The 13,268-nt window shown below is 42.7% G+C and carries 13 protein-coding genes; 3 read left to right on the plus strand and 10 right to left on the minus strand.

Annotated features, from left to right (window positions below; genetic code table 11):
• Positions 1-41 precede the first annotated feature (41 nt).
• Positions 42-716, plus strand: a complete 675-nt coding sequence (locus tag RMX69_RS25975) for a hypothetical protein (RefSeq protein ID WP_322639155.1) — start codon at positions 42-44, stop codon at positions 714-716.
• A gap of 191 nt (positions 717-907) precedes the next feature.
• A complete protein-coding gene (locus RMX69_RS25980; protein ID WP_289796179.1) occupies positions 908-1,339 on the plus strand; it encodes a hypothetical protein in 432 nt (143 codons plus the stop codon).
• Between the two features lie 393 nt (positions 1,340-1,732).
• Here RMX69_RS25980 and RMX69_RS25985 read toward each other — a convergent pair whose 3' ends face one another.
• The 10 genes from RMX69_RS25985 to RMX69_RS26030 form a co-directional block, all read right to left on the minus strand.
• Positions 1,733-2,509 carry a sulfite exporter TauE/SafE family protein gene (locus RMX69_RS25985; RefSeq protein ID WP_322639156.1) on the minus strand — a complete coding sequence of 259 codons (777 nt, stop codon included), beginning with the start codon at positions 2,507-2,509 and terminating at the stop codon, positions 1,733-1,735.
• Complete coding sequence (locus tag RMX69_RS25990) at positions 2,509-3,162, minus strand: HAD family hydrolase (protein WP_322639157.1); 654 nt, start codon at positions 3,160-3,162, stop codon at positions 2,509-2,511. The genes RMX69_RS25985 and RMX69_RS25990 overlap by 1 nt, the downstream gene beginning before the upstream one ends.
• A gap of 73 nt (positions 3,163-3,235) precedes the next feature.
• Complete coding sequence (locus RMX69_RS25995; protein ID WP_289796176.1) at positions 3,236-4,198, minus strand: DMT family transporter; 963 nt, start codon at positions 4,196-4,198, stop codon at positions 3,236-3,238.
• Between the two features lie 457 nt (positions 4,199-4,655).
• Positions 4,656-5,570 (minus strand): TauD/TfdA dioxygenase family protein, encoded by a 915-nt coding sequence (locus RMX69_RS26000; protein ID WP_289796175.1) that lies wholly within the window; start codon positions 5,568-5,570, stop codon positions 4,656-4,658.
• A 278-nt stretch (positions 5,571-5,848) separates the two neighbouring features.
• Positions 5,849-6,649, minus strand: a complete 801-nt coding sequence (locus RMX69_RS26005) for an SDR family oxidoreductase (protein ID WP_322639158.1) — start codon at positions 6,647-6,649, stop codon at positions 5,849-5,851.
• A gap of 29 nt (positions 6,650-6,678) precedes the next feature.
• Entirely contained in the window at positions 6,679-7,026 is a 348-nt protein-coding gene (locus tag RMX69_RS26010) for a hypothetical protein (protein WP_289796173.1), read from the minus strand.
• Positions 7,027-7,156: 130 nt separating this feature from the next.
• Positions 7,157-7,486 (minus strand): hypothetical protein, encoded by a 330-nt coding sequence (locus RMX69_RS26015; protein ID WP_289796172.1) that lies wholly within the window; start codon positions 7,484-7,486, stop codon positions 7,157-7,159.
• 272 nt (positions 7,487-7,758) lie between these two features.
• Complete coding sequence (gene acsF / locus RMX69_RS26020; RefSeq protein ID WP_322639159.1) at positions 7,759-8,814, minus strand: magnesium-protoporphyrin IX monomethyl ester (oxidative) cyclase; 1,056 nt, start codon at positions 8,812-8,814, stop codon at positions 7,759-7,761.
• 333 nt (positions 8,815-9,147) lie between these two features.
• The gene (locus tag RMX69_RS26025) at positions 9,148-10,899 is read right to left on the minus strand and encodes an ABC transporter ATP-binding protein (RefSeq protein WP_322639160.1); all 1,752 of its coding nucleotides are present in this window, start codon (positions 10,897-10,899) and stop codon (positions 9,148-9,150) included.
• Between the two features lie 245 nt (positions 10,900-11,144).
• The gene (locus RMX69_RS26030; RefSeq protein ID WP_289796168.1) at positions 11,145-11,795 is read right to left on the minus strand and encodes a hypothetical protein; all 651 of its coding nucleotides are present in this window, start codon (positions 11,793-11,795) and stop codon (positions 11,145-11,147) included.
• Between the two features lie 403 nt (positions 11,796-12,198).
• Between RMX69_RS26030 and galE the strand changes: the two genes are divergently transcribed.
• Positions 12,199-13,203: a UDP-glucose 4-epimerase GalE gene (gene galE / locus RMX69_RS26035; protein ID WP_289796167.1), complete on the plus strand. Its 1,005-nt coding sequence runs from the start codon at positions 12,199-12,201 to the stop codon at positions 13,201-13,203.
• Positions 13,204-13,268 lie beyond the last annotated feature (65 nt).

Here is a 13,268-nt window from a genome sequence, read left to right on the forward strand (position 1 = left end):
TTTTTATGTAAAATAAACTACGAAGATCATCAGAAATATATATGCATTTTTTTCAGTTTGTAGGGATTCTTGGTTGTACGACAGCAGCTTTTATCTCAATAGCACCCATACAGGTAGAAGCTGCAACTTTTAAAGTGATATCTGGAGTCACCAGCATCGATCGCGATCACGAAGAGATTCTTAGTAGTATTGGGCTAAACTTGACAGGTACTAATCAGACAGTTGCACCAATTCCTAGCAATTATTTAGTTGGCTTCAACATCGACTCGCTTACTAACTTCACGTTCAGTGACAAGGGCGGTTTTACTCCGCTCTCAGGTACAATCGAGCATACTGGTACTGTTACATTCAACAATCAAATTACTGTTGGTGACTTTTCAATCGGTTTTGCTCCAGAACGTACTGTCACAGGTGCCAGCGGACTTGTTTTAAGAGACACATTTTCTTTAAATACAATTTTGTTTGATTTGAACACTCCGGGACTTGTGGCATTTGATGGCCAAAATTTAACCATCCCTGATGTTCAATTGTTGATTTCTCCAGAGTTTGCTGATATATTAGGCGACTCTAAATTGACCGGTTTGTTTGCTGGAACTGCACGAATTGATGCTCAAGTTACTGCCGTACCTGAACCTGATAGTGTACTAGCAACTTTAGTAGCAGGTGCGGCTCTTTTAGCAGCTAGGTTTTATACTCAAAAAATTAAATGCACCTGATATTTTGAAGCATAGCCAAGCAAAAGTTAGCTCTACAACCAACGTTTAATCCTTTTCAAATCTCGTTCCTAGCCTCCGCTGGAACGAGACAACCCAATTATCACGGCTCCTACAAATCTTTTAGGTAGTAGCGAGATTTGACCGAAAGATGTTTTGGCTGAAGAACTATGTAAATTCCCACAAATACAATAATGCACCGCACCTGTGTTTTAGCTATTTTCCTTTTCATCGGCTTACCAATAACCATTTTAAGCATATACTTTAGCTTAAATTATTCAGGCTTCTGCTTTGCCAAAATGCGTTATCTCAGCGATGAGGAGAGATTTGGAATGGTTTTTGATTATCAAAATGAGCGAACAGATTTAGGACGAAGCAGTTACAACTACATCAAGTATGCAAGTTTTGATGAATATATCAAACAAAATCCAGACTGCTGTTCTATAAATCCCGGTGGCCCTTACGAGATTCGACATTCTTCATTTTTAGATCGTATATTTGGATATGATGCTCGCGATGTCATAGTTATTAATTTAAAAGTGCGTTATTTAGATGAAAACGGTCATAAGAGAGTGTTTGAAACGCGTTTTGAAAATACTTTACAAAATTGTGGGCATCCCCATTAATGATTTTTTTATTAAACAACTCAAAAACATTGGAGAGTAATAATGGCAAACCTAACAAAATTTGAAATCAGGTAAAGCTAGTATTATCGCCACTGACTATCTTTTCTGGCAGCTAATATCTAACTAAAATACTAGTGATAGTTTTGAAACTCATACTGGCAATGCAAATATACCAGGCGATTAGAAATCGCGGCTACACAAACGAAGTCCGCCTACGCGGACTTAAAGAATTTGAAACCCACGTAGGTGGGTTTTGTCTGTATAGCCGCGAGTTCCATTCGCCAGGACACATGTATTTTTACAAAAGTGAGATGCTCCCGATTATGCACTCTTTCAAATGACTTGTGATTTGTTTGATGCTTCCATACATCACCCCTGAGTAGTTCCCAGTTTTTAACCGTGAATAAAAAAGTAGGCAGTCATGCTAAAAGCAACAATCATCACAAATTTCCGAATTAAGTGCGGTTCAAGTTTACGAGCATAATGGGCACTTAAGTAACCACCAAGAGAGCCACCGACTGCCATCAAAATAGCTTGATGCCAAGCAATCACACCTGCAAAAAGAAATGGAACGATCGCAATACCATTGATACAACTCCCTAAAAATGTCTTGAAAGCATTCATTTTGTGGATACTTTTGATACCTAACAATGTCAGAGTTGCCAGCATTAAAATCCCTATACCTGCGCCGAAGAAACCGCCATAGATGGCGATCGCTAGTTGAGCTAGTGCTAAATTAAACAACGGTACAGATTCCGGTGATGTATTCTGGTTTCGACGCTGCAACCACTTTTTGAACGGTTCGCCAAAGGTAAACACAACAGTTGCTAGCAGCAATAGATAGGGAATCAGCTTTTTAAAGACATCTGGCGATGTATACAACAAAGCGATGGAGCCAATCATGCCACCAACTAAACTGACGCCACATAGAAGGAAAAAATCTCGCCGCTCGATGCCCAAATCTTGACGATATGCTCTAGCACTGGCTAGGGCAGCCACCCAAATTGCAGTATTATTGGTGGCGTTAGCTGCGATCGGGGGTACACCTGTAAAGATGAGAGTTGGAAATGTGATAAAACTTCCACCACCAGCTACAGCATTTAAGCCACCTGCAATGAAAGCAGTACTAAAGAGAAGTAAGCTATGGAAAAGTGTTAAAGATGGTGGCATTATTTACGAATTATTAATTTGGGAATATCACTTGGAGAATGGGCAATCAAGTCAGCACCATGAGCTTTTAATTCCTCCTCAGTTCCATAGCCATAGGTGACACCAATTGAGGCGATTTGATGGCGCTTGGCTCCAATGATGTCATGGGAGCGATCGCCTACCATCACCACAGTAGAGGGTAAAAGTTTTTCTGTTAGTAAAATGTGTTTAATTAAGTCACCTTTTATGCTCCGCGTTCCGTCAAGCTCGCTACCATAAATACCATCAAAAAGCAATGATAAGCCAAAATATTCAATAATTTGCGTAGCATAAATATATGGTTTAGAAGTTGCAACAAAAGTTTTATAACCAGCAAAACGAATTGCTTTTAAAGCTTCTGTAATTTGGGGATAAAGTGAGTTTTCAAATAATCCAATTGTGGCAAAACGACGACGATAATATAAAATAGCTTGTTCAATTACTGTGCTATCTAAGGTATTGAGTAATTGCGAAAAGCTATCTTTCAGTGGTGGGCCAATACACCAATGTAATTCATCAGCATTCGGTGGTTTGTAACCGAGTTCAGAGAGCGCATACTGAATGCAACTAGTAATACCAGGTTTAGGATCTGTCAAAGTCCCGTCAAGATCGAAAAGGATAGCGGAGAAAGGCATATTTTAATTCGTAATTCGTAATTCGTAATTAAGAAAGTAATGTTCTAAAATTACCTAATTTTCAATTCTCAATTCAACTCCTAATTTTGAGCGATTTTACAAAGCCTTCTGCACTAAGTAAGGCGATCCCCAATGTGACAACACCAATCCCCACGCTCTGAATCACGTTTAAAGTTTCGTTAATCGTTATCCATGCAACTAAGGCCGTCAATGCTGGACTGCTAGAGCCGATTATGGAGGCGGTAGATGCGCCAACCATCCGAATTCCCACATTGTTTAAAGTGTGTCCGAGAAAGCTGACAAGACCGGAAAATATGCTACCAATCCATAGGGGTGTCCAGTCAAGTTGAGCGCTTTTACCTGGCCAGAACACTAAGCTAACACCAGAGAGCAGTAGAGTACAGGCAAAACTGATCCAGGTAAAGGGAATTGGATGGAATTTTTCTAAACATTTTTGAGCAATGATGCCATAAAAGGCATAAACGATCCCAGCGCCAAAACTAGCGAAAATACCGATCGCAATGGTATGACTGCTGTAGGTAGCAGAAGATTGGGGAATCGTGAGAGCGCTTCCCACCAGAATAATAGCCATTACCAGCCAACGGAACAATGTGGGGCGATGGCCAAAAAACCTCCAAGATAGTAGTGCTGTAAATACGGGATAGGTGAAAAAGAGGGTCAAGGCAATACCTGTGGGAATCAAGCCAATAGCAATGTAGAGTGAGGCAATATACACAAACATCAGCACTCCACAGCCAAGAGCTTGGATTAGAACATCCCTACGGTTGCGAGTGAACAAGTCTTGGAGTTCTGTCCAAGCAGATGGATATAGCTTGAATGATAAAGATGCCATGAGTGGAACCACCAGCAGCATTCGCATGAACATCAGCAAGAAGGAATTCTGCAAATCCGGTTTAACGTATCCACCGACTAAAAATAAACCTAGTACGAGATGTTCTGAAAACAAAACTCGGACAGTAACGTTGTGAAACGTTAAAACAAAGGAGGATAGAAGAACCGTTAGGATGCCCAACACGATAAAAAGTTTCCTTAGAGACGACTTGATTGTATTGTTAAAACCACTGGAATAACAAACCAGATGAAGTTTGAGGAAATCAAAGCCGTCGCTTCAAAAGACGCGATAAATCGCCGTCTCTACAGGGAATCCATCAATTCTAGTCCAAGTGCAGAGGCTTTGAAAAAAACTGGTCAATAAATATCACTGAAATACCTGAAAGATATTTCAGTGATATTTATTAGTCTGTCAAGCTTAAATTGATGGGTAAGCAAGTTCATCGTAAGGACTTTAGCCCTTATTTTCTAAGCACTAAAGTCCTTACAACAAATCCTCAAAACTAGCTTGACAAAGTACTACTGGTCTATGGCATTAATTTTGTGGTGTTCAGATCCCCGACTTCTCGAAGAAGTCGGGGATCTGAACACCACTAACCTCTCAAAACTTTTGGGACTACTACTTTTTACGCGAGTCTCTATTACGCAGTCACCGCCTCACGTCGGTTGTACTCAGAAGCATCTCCTTTGATCGCTTCACTTTGTTTACCATCGATGCCAACGGGGAGATCGCCGACAATTGTGACTCGTTGAACGTGGCGGGGTTGATCGCCGTAATCTGCGATCGCATAATGTTGAGTAGCCCGATTATCCCAAAAGGCTACGTCACCAACTTGCCAACGCCACCGCACTGTGTTCTCAGGACGTGTGATGTATGCTTGCAACAGCCGCAGAATATCATCTGATTCAGTTGTTGATAAGCCACGGAACTGGCGCACAAATCCGCCGATGAATAGCCCCCGCTCCCCAGATTCGGGATGGACGCGTACAACTGGGTGCAGAGTCTCGTATACAGTCGAGGTGAAGACAGCCCGGTAAGCTTTGGCATCTTCAGGTAGGTCGAATCCAGTTGCATAATCGAAGGCATTGCTATGTACTGCCCAAAGTTCGTCTGCCAGATTACGCAAATGAGTAGGTAAATCTTGGTATGCAGTCACGGAGTTTGCCCAGATTGTATCGCCACCAGTTGGGGGAATGTCAAGCGCTCGTAAGATAGAGCCGAGAGGAGGACGGTCTACAAATGTTACATCTGTATGCCAGCTATTGGCGCGGGAAGTGGTGCGCCCATAATTCAAATCCAAGACTTCTGGATTTTCTGGCAGCGATGGTACGGTAGGGTGGGCTGTAGTGACTTCACCAAAACGACGAGCGAAGGCAACCTGTCCATCAGCATCAAGCTGTTGCTGACCACGGAAAAAGATAACTTTGTATTTGACTAAAGTCTTGCGAATATCGCTGATGATGTCATCGCTGAGGTTAGAACTCAGATTAACACCGATGATTTCAGCGCCGATACGTCCTGCAACTGGTTTGATATCAAAGTATTGAGAACCCATGTTTTTATCTCCAATAAATTTATGTTTGGGACTAGCCTTTTCAAGTTGGGTGAAAATTCGCCTACAAGAAACTCCTCTTTAACCTCTTAACTCTTTGTTCTCTGTGCCTCTGTGGTTAAAGAAAAGATTTTTTAACCGCAGAGACGCGGAGAGCGCAGAGAGAAAAAAGAGATTTTGCAAGTCACCTTGAAAGGGCTAATGTTTTTACTTAGGTCGTCAGCAGTTATTCAATTTTGGATTGAAGGAAAAATCTGCTGATTTCTAATTCCTTTCATCTGCTAAACACCAGGGGTAGATCCGCCATCAACGATAATCTCTGTTCCTGTAATCGATGCAGCAAGATCGGACACCAAAAATAGCGCCAGCGCGGCAATTTCTTCTGGCTGGGCGATTCTTTTTAAAGGAATACTTTGGATATTTTGTGCTTTCACTTCCTCGACGGTGATGCCTTGCGCTTGGGCATTTTGCCGCGCTAAAGTCTCGGCACGCTCAGTAGCTGTAGCACCAGGGGAGATAGCGTTAATGCGAATCTTGTACTCGGCTAGCTCTTTAGAAATGCCCTTTGTGAAGTTCAGCAAAGCAGCATTGCTTGTACCACCAGCTAGGAAGTTAGGACGAGGTGTCCGTCCTGCACCACCGACTATATTGACAATCCGCCCATCACCGCGACTTTTTTGATGGGGAACGACGGCTCTCACTAGGCGGATATAGCCCAATAATTTTAAGTTCCAAGCATCCAAAAATAAATCATCTGTGGATTCTAGGAAAGCCCCAGCACGGGCTGATCCGGCATTGTTAATCAAAATATCAATCTGATTAAATTGGGCCAATGTTGTGGAGACAACTTTCTCAACATCCTCAGCTTTAGTTAAATCAGCGCTGATGGCAATAACTTTGGCGCCTGGCGTGGGTAGAGACTGGATGTCAGCTACAGCCCGATCTAAGCGTTCTTGATTACGAGCTGCGATCGCAACATTCACACCCTCACTATAAAGTGCTTTGGCAGTAGCTAATCCAATTCCCGCACTCCCTCCTGTAATGATCGCAGTTTTACCTGATAGTTTTAGTTCTAAACTCATACAAACTTCCCCTCAAAAATCTAAGTAATTTAATTGCGAACCAATAATATTGCTGATTGAGAGCCTGTATTGTGGATATCCAAGATGACTCGGCTTTCCTCAGATGTACAACCTAGAAGTATCTTGATTTCTGTATCTCGTTTTTCCAGATCAACACTACAAATAACGGCAGTTACTCTTTGACTAGACAAGCTACCTATCCAGACATCAATATCAGATCCATCTCCAGAGCGAGTGTCTTGTAAATATCCATAGTCCAGGGGATAAACGAAAGATGGATAACGTGGATGTGATGCCCCTTTTGGGCGATCTATCTTGAGATTACTAAGTGCTACAAGCCGATCTAGTTTGAACCAGAAATCAGTACTATCCCTCATACCATCTGCGATCGCTCAATACTTCAAATCTTTGCAACTAGGTTAACGAAATTCAAAATATCGGTATCTTGATAAACTTACAGTACTTTGTGACTTGTAAAAAGAAAACTATCACAGACAGCCAGAAGAATCAAGCACCTTGTGGATAAATTCGCTGTTGACACCAATGCAGGATGCCCACCCCACAAGAATCATCCCTTAATTCAGCAACGCCACTTTTTGTAGCCCCGTAAGCTGCGATCGCTAACGCGTTGTAACAACAACTCGGTTTGTAATTCTTGTTCTTCTTGGCTTTTTGAAGGTCGCTTACTACTTCAATGACTGTATCTAGTGGAGTATTATTATTTGTTGGTAAACCAAAACCGCGTGTTGGACTGGCCAATGTGGGAATATTGGATGAGACAATGAGACAAGCGATGGATTCGTAAAATTTGATCTTTCTGTGTTGGGTCGCTTCCATGTAGGTAAAGGCAAAGCGGCTTGTTTTTTAATTTCGCTCATCTCTCAATTCCTACATTTTATAGATTAATTAGTGAACCTCTTATCTATTGCATTCCACGATTATATATATACAAAAATTTAACTATTTTATTGACATACTCATGTATAGAGTTTAGTCTAGTTTTGTCATTATTCAGCTACTCGAATATTCAAGAATTAACATCTGGTGAAATTAATTATGCGTTCTGAATAACACATAATTAATTTCACCAGTAGATGTCTAATAAATAGCTAACGAACCGTTCCCCGCAGGGCTTCAGTATCAATTGGTTTGATGAGGTAAATTAACAGCAGATTCCAAACAATTGCTGCAATCAAAGGTAGTTTGCGAATTAGCTTCACTAATTTCGGGTTATAACTGCCTTCAATCTCTGCAATTTTCAAGTTGTAACCTGCACAGCGTTGCAGACGTGGGAAAAACTTGGGATGTTCAGTATTCAACATTACAGGAAAAGCCCGTCCTGCGGTTTCATTGGTGTTGCGCACAACTTGGATATCAAATTCTGTGGCATCAAGTCCCAATGATTTGTAGAAGCCGGAACGTTCATGAACTGTCAGGGTGTGAGTAGCAAATACTGATAGCAAGAAAAAGCGACTCCACAGCCTAGATTTCCAGGTGTTCCAGAGTTGCGGTTGAGAACGCAATAATGCTTTGAATATATCTCCGTGGCGGTTTTCGTCCTGACACCAGCTCTCAAAGTAGCGGAATATCGGGTAAAACTGGTTTTCTGGGTGCTTTTCTAGATGCCTGAAAATAATAATGTAACGCCAGTAGCCGATTTTTTCTGAGAGGTAGACGGTGTAAAGTACCCATTCAATTGGGAAAAATGTATAAGTGCGGGTTTTGGTAACAGTGCCTAAATCAAGGGAGAGTTTAAAATCGGCCATGGCTTTGTTGAGAAATCCAGCATGGCGGGCTTCATCACGCGCCATCATTTGAAAGATTTCCGCTAGCACTGGGCTACGATTTTTTAGCTTGCGGGATAATTCCTTGAATAGCAAGAAGCCGGAAAACTCAGAAATGCAAGAGCGTTCCAAATACTCAATAAACGCCTGTCTTGCTTCACCGTCAATGTGTTCCCAAGACTGCTCAAACGCTTCATCGCGAACAAAATGGTGGCGGTTGTAGTCTGTCCGCATTTCTGTCAACATCGCCTGTAACTCTGTTTCCTGGGCAGACAAATCCAGGTTGGCTGCGGTTTCAAAATCTGTAGTGTAAAACCGGGGGGTGAGTACAGTTTCTTTACTGGGGGTTTTAGTTTCTGGCTTGGGTAGGGTGTTAACCATGAGTGATGAGGCGATCGAATCAATAGTTCTATAACTATAAAGTTATGACAAATGCAATTATTTTGCTAGACCTATTTACAATCCTTCAGTAAAGTCGGAATTTCGGAATTTTTCTTCAACGGGTCGCGGGATTCCCCAATTAGCCAAGCTTGAAGGTGAGTAATGGGCACTCTGGGACTGGTTACTGGGTACTGGGGAAGAAATTTTTTAAGAATTGGTTGGGGTCTGAATCCCCATTCAAATCTTGCCAATCCCCAGTCCCTAACTCAATCATAATTCCTTCCTTCTGCCCCCTGCCTCACTTCGACTACGCTCAGTGACCACCTGCTTCCTTCACCGCAGTAATTCCTCAACTTGATGTTGGCTCCACAAAGTTCTGTATAAACCCTGTTGTTGCAAAAGCTCCAAGTGATTTCCGATTTGCACAATTTTTCCCTTTTCCATGACAAAAATTCGGTCAGCCGCCGCCGCCGCTGATAATTGGTGCGTAATAAAAATTACTGTTTTACGTTCAGTACCACTGGAGAGATTTTTGAGGATTTTCGTAGCGGTTTGATTATCTACACTAGAGAGAGCGTCATCCAAAATTAACACTGGAGCATTGACCAACATTGCACGAGCTAAAGCAGTACGTTGGCGTTGACCGCCAGAAAGATTAATACCGCGTTCGCCAACAATAGTTTCATATTGCTGGGGAAAATTCTGAATTTCTGATTCAATTTGGGCAAGTTTAGCGACAGATTCTACCTGTTGTTGTTCGCTAACTGGATCGCCGTAGCGAATATTATTTTTGATTGTAGTGCTAAATAGAAAGCTATCTTGAGGAACGTAGGCGATCGCACCTCGTAAATCTGTCAAAGCGATCTTAGTAATATCTACCCCATCTAAAAACAATTGTCCTGATTCAATATCCAACAAGCGCGGTAAAGCATTGGCCAAAGTAGATTTTCCCGAACCAATTGCCCCAACAATCGCTACAGTTTCTCCAGCAGCAATAGTAAAGTTAATATTTGCTAAAGCTGGGGTAGTGGAACCAGGGTAATTGTAGGTGAGATTTTTCGCTGTCAGTTCCCCTTTGAGTTCAGCCACAGGCAGATGTATGGCATCGGCTGCATCTTTAATTTTTGGTGTGACAGAGAGAATAGCTTCAAGCCTATCGATACTAACTTCACCGCGTTGGTAGGCAGTAATTGTGAATCCTAAAAGGGCAGTGGGGAAAACTAGACGCTCTACATAAATTAACAATGCTAAAAAATCGCCAACCTGAAGTGTCCCAGCAGACATCCGTGCCGCTCCCAGCCAGATGATTACCAGCGAACTGATATTAGCTAGCCCACCAATTAGCGGAAACAGTGTATTGCGGATTTTTGCCAATTCTAGGTTAGCAGTCAATAGCTGCTGATTTTTCTTGGCAAAAGCTCGACGCTCGTTTGCTTCTTGAGCATAGATTTTAATTAAGGCAATGCCACTAATATCTTCCTGGATGAGTTCGCTGATATCAGAGAGCTGCTCTTGGACTGCTGCTTGTTGTTTGCGTAAGCGATCGCTAAATAAACTCACCAACAAGAGCATAAAAGGATACACTGCTAGGGCGGCTAGGGTGAGATCCACACTAATTGCCAGCATTACTGGCAGTGTCAGGGCGTAGGCAAACATTGTATTTGCCAAACTCAAGACCGCAAAACCTAATAACCGCTTGATATTGTCCACATCACTGGTAGCCCGACTAATCAAATCGCCAGCAGTATTACTGGCAAAATAACCAGGCTCCAGCTTCAGTAAGTGTTCAAAAATCCGTTGTTTCAGGTCAAATTCCACCTGACGCCCCACCCCAAATAGCCAAATGCGTGATGCCATCCGCATTAGCCACATCGCCGAACTGAGCAAGACAATCACTACTACGTAATGTAGTATTTGGTTCCAGCTGAAGGTTGTCGAGAGTTTGTCAACACCAGCACGAATCAACCAAGGGATATAAACACCCAGTGCATTGACAGACAACAAAGCGAGAATACCCAAGGAGGCTTCCCGCCAATGGGGTCGTAAGTAAGCACTGAGTTTAGCGATTCGTCGAGATTTTGCCATTAAAGCAATTGTGCAACTTTATCATCTAGATTAACTGCTAGTCCAAGAAGGCAGCTATGAAGAGGAAATATCGCTTGTGATAAATTCAGCTTTTTTACCTCTTTTAACTGGATAGTTATTGCCGTTTGGTACTAGTAGTCCACCACAGCAACTTTAATGAAGAAATAAGTTCGTAGTAAGGACTTTAGTCCTTTGATTGATAGCTCAAGCGCTTACTACGAACTCAGTAAAGTTCTCTTGCCTGATTACCGCTGAACACGCAAGAACCTGTAAATTTCAACGAGATAACTTTCCCAAGTTCTTGTTGTCAATTGCAACGTTTCCGAATTTGGTACAAAGTCTTCAAGTCGTAAACCGCGTGTGCGAATATCTTGAGGATTTCCTTGTAATAAATAGGGAGGCACTCTCAAATTATAAGAAAGAATGCTATCCCCCCTTACATCTGAGATGTTCGCTGTGGTAGGTTGCCCTAATGCCACCAGTGTCCCAGATGTTGGTGTAGCAGTTGCGACAGATGTTTCACCCGTCATTGCCAGTGGCGCTCTATAAAGGAAATAGGCGACTGCTGGTGTACTTGCCAACAGCAAAATCGTTAGTGCCCAACCGATCAAGTATCCTCCTGGTTTCTCTATTCCACCTCCTTTGATTTTCTGAGCGGCAAGAATCATCAGTAAAACAGAGGCTCCTAGAGGCTTGAGTGGAAAAGATAGCATCCTCCACAACGACGCCACAGCAGGTTCATTGGGGTTAAGAAATGATAGGGCTACGATTACCAAGATAACGACTAAGATTAATCGCCCGACAAAGGTTCCAGAGGGATAAAATCGCTGGAACAGAGAATAAACGATAGTGCCAATCAGCAGCCACAGCAGTACCCGGCTTAACAATAGAAACATAGACTAACTCTCAAATTTGCTGGTGCGGTGAGCCAGTGTGGTGGTGTTCGCGTAGCGTCTCCGTCAGGAGAGGCAGTCCGTTTTGATCGGGGTTGCCCCCAGAAAAGACTGCCATACAGGGAAACCATGCATGAAACAACTGGCGACTTCTTACTGATAGCGACGTTAGAAGCGTCACCCGTAAGGCTCAACCTAGAGGTTTCGGGAAATGGATTTATTTTATTGTCAAATTGTAATCGCACTGTTTGACTTAAAATTTCTCAAACCTCACACCCAATGACTACCGTCGTAGTGATTTTAGTGCAATTTTTTGACACTGCGTCTATTATTTATAATTTTCCAGAAGAGTAATCGCGTACCGGTAAACTAAATTAATTAAGTAATCTACTCAAAAGGAAAAATTATGTCGCCTGGAAAGCCTACTATTCTGGTAACAGGGGGAGCTGGATATATTGGTTCCCATACAGTGCTTGCTTTGAAAAAAGCGGGTTATGGGGTTGTCATACTTGATAATCTGGTCTATGGACATCGCGATCTAGTAGAAAAGGTTTTACAGGTAGAACTAATAATTGGGGACACAAGCGATCGCGCTTTGCTGGATCATGTATTTAAAACCCACGATATTGCTGCGGTGATGCATTTTTCGGCTTATGCCTACGTAGGAGAATCGGTGAGCGATCCGGCCAAATATTACCGCAACAACGTCCTTGGTACTTTGACCCTGTTAGAAGCGATGCTGACGGCATCTGTAAAGAAATTTGTCTTTTCTTCTACCTGTGCTACCTATGGTGTGCCGGAATTCGTGCCCATTCCAGAAAACCATCCCCAAAATCCGATTAATCCCTATGGCGCTACAAAGCTAATGGTAGAAAGGATTCTCTCTGATTTTGATGTCGCTTACGGTTTGCAATCAGTGCGTTTTCGCTACTTCAATGCCGCTGGTGCTAATCCCGATGGCTTACTGGGTGAGGATCACAACCCAGAAACCCATTTGATTCCTTTGGTGTTAATGACAGCTTTAGGGAAACGAGAATCCATCTCAATTTTCGGCACTGATTACCCCACGCCCGATGGTACGTGTATTCGAGATTATATTCACGTTAACGACTTAGCAGATGCCCATATTTTGGGATTGGAATATTTATTAAAAGGTGGCGATAGTGAAGTTTTTAATTTGAGCAATGGCAGCGGTTTCTCCGTCAGAGAAGTCATTGCCGCAGTCGAAGAGGTGACAGGAACTTCGATACCAGTAGAAGAACGCGATCGCCGTCCTGGCGATCCCCCAGTTCTCATTGGCACCAGCGAGAAAGCCAGAACCATCTTAGGCTGGCAACCTCAGTATCCATCCATCAAAGATATTGTCGCTGACGCGTGGCAGTGGCATCAGAAGCGACATCATTCGACTTGATGGCATTGAGCCGAGATGCGCGACGTGAAAGTTGTGCATCTCGGCTCAATGCCTTAGCGACTTAC

Source organism: Nostoc sp. EspVER01, from assembly GCF_034530635.1.
Classification (GTDB): Bacteria; Cyanobacteriota; Cyanobacteriia; order Cyanobacteriales; family Nostocaceae; genus Nostoc.